This is a genomic window from Polynucleobacter sp. Fuers-14, from assembly GCF_018882045.1.
Taxonomy (GTDB): Bacteria; Pseudomonadota; Gammaproteobacteria; order Burkholderiales; family Burkholderiaceae; genus Polynucleobacter.
The window spans coordinates 1-1,586 of sequence record NZ_JACVPG010000042.1 but is presented as its reverse complement, the minus strand read 5'-3'; the positions used below and the strand labels follow the sequence as shown (position 1 = coordinate 1,586).

The window sequence follows — 1,586 nt, the reverse complement described above, 5'->3', positions numbered from 1 at the left end:
CCGATAAGGAGCTTAGAATGATCCAAGACCGTTTAAACAACCGACCTAGAAAACGATTAGGATTTAAAACCCCCAATGAAGTATTTATGCAGTCCTTAAACCGTGTTGCACTTCGTGTTTGAATCTACGTATTTAAAAATATGATGCCACTTGCCGGAATCGAACTGGCGACCTTTTCATTACGAATGAACTGCTCTACCAACTGAGCTAAAGCGGCAACTGGCGGAAACGGAGGGATTCGAACCCTCGATACTTTTACAAATATGCCGGTTTAGTAGACCGGTGCCTTCAGCCACTCGGCCACGTTTCCGAAATTTTGAGTAGATGATACTTCAAAGCAGATACGAAATCCCTAGTGGTTTTCTGCCCCCCCCCATGTATGCGGGATGACAATGCTAGCGAGCTAAATCTAGCATTAAAAATTATAAAAGCCCTCAAAAATGATTAAAAAATATCTTTATTAGCTTTACTCAGCTTGTTTGCAATGAAAGTGAATTCCTGTGGTTTTTTTACAGCAACCTGTACAGGCCTTCAGGAGATGTCTTGTGCAGAGCAGATTAATGACATTGTTACAGTAAAATTTACAAAAAAATTCCCTGTTAATAAATTTCAAATATCACTAGTAATGCTTCAAACTTCTAACGGTATTACGGCCGCACGCGTTAGCATAGCGCCTGTTCTTGGAGATGAAATTGGTTATACCACCATTGGCACAAAAGCTTGGCTGGTTACGCATATCGCAGAGGATACAACGAGAACTGGCCTCATTAAATCTCAAGTTGTTGCAATTAGAAGCGCAACCCAAGGCATGATGAACGAGTGCGAAAAAACGCTTGACTGCAATATTTATAGTAACAAATGATTGTTTCTAGCGCTTGCACCAAGAAAATACCAACCAAATCTAATCTAGCTTGGTTTAGCCCCGAACATTGAATTAGGGGAGGTATCAACGCCCCTTCGTTTCAGAAGTAAACTTTTTCAAAAGCATTAATTTATCGCCCTGATGCGCTGCTTTCAAACTTTATGAGCAGACTCATTTGGTGCTCTGCAACAGCGCTATTGACCATCAAGTATTCGAGTGAATTGATTTTCTAAATCACATGGCAAGAAGTTGCCCCGTAATTATGGGATTATCAACCCTTGCCTTGCAGCCTATGATAAAAAAACCATGGGTGTCCATCCTACTTGTCGGCAGCCACATTATTTGACTTTCTTAATGGAAATGATGATTAAAGCGGAAAATAAATATAAGCTAGTAATAGCCGAATTAATGAGGGCGCACTTAGATGGCGGTCGACCCACTAAAGTTTATTATGTTTACGAAACCAACGCTAACGGTTTAATTGTTCAAAAACATGGTGTAGATAGCGCGGGTACTCCTTTTAAATCCAAAGAGGCCGCCAAACAGTGGATGGGTCTAAAAATACTGGAAAGAGATTTAAGGAGCCAATTCAAATAAGCGATCGCGAGAGAAATTTTTTCACCTCAAAGCCAATCAAGATAGCTCTACATTTTTTAAGTGTAAAACTTTGATTTTGCATCTGGCTTTTTTCATGAAGATATAGCGATTGAATACATTCCCCCCC

2 protein-coding genes and 2 tRNA genes are annotated in these 1,586 nt (G+C 40.2%); 2 read left to right on the top strand and 2 right to left on the bottom strand.

Annotated features, from left to right (window positions below; genetic code table 11):
* Positions 1-144 precede the first annotated feature (144 nt).
* Positions 145-217: transfer RNA gene (locus tag ICN40_RS11625), tRNA-Thr, on the bottom strand.
* A 3-nt stretch (positions 218-220) separates the two neighbouring features.
* A tRNA-Ser gene (locus tag ICN40_RS11620) sits at positions 221-310 on the bottom strand.
* Positions 311-484: 174 nt separating this feature from the next.
* Between ICN40_RS11620 and ICN40_RS11615 the strand changes: the two genes are divergently transcribed.
* Complete coding sequence (locus ICN40_RS11615; protein WP_216244152.1) at positions 485-862, top strand: hypothetical protein; 378 nt, start codon at positions 485-487, stop codon at positions 860-862.
* 354 nt (positions 863-1,216) lie between these two features.
* Positions 1,217-1,459: a hypothetical protein gene (locus ICN40_RS11610; RefSeq protein WP_216244150.1), complete on the top strand. Its 243-nt coding sequence runs from the start codon at positions 1,217-1,219 to the stop codon at positions 1,457-1,459.
* Positions 1,460-1,586: the final 127 nt, after the last annotated feature.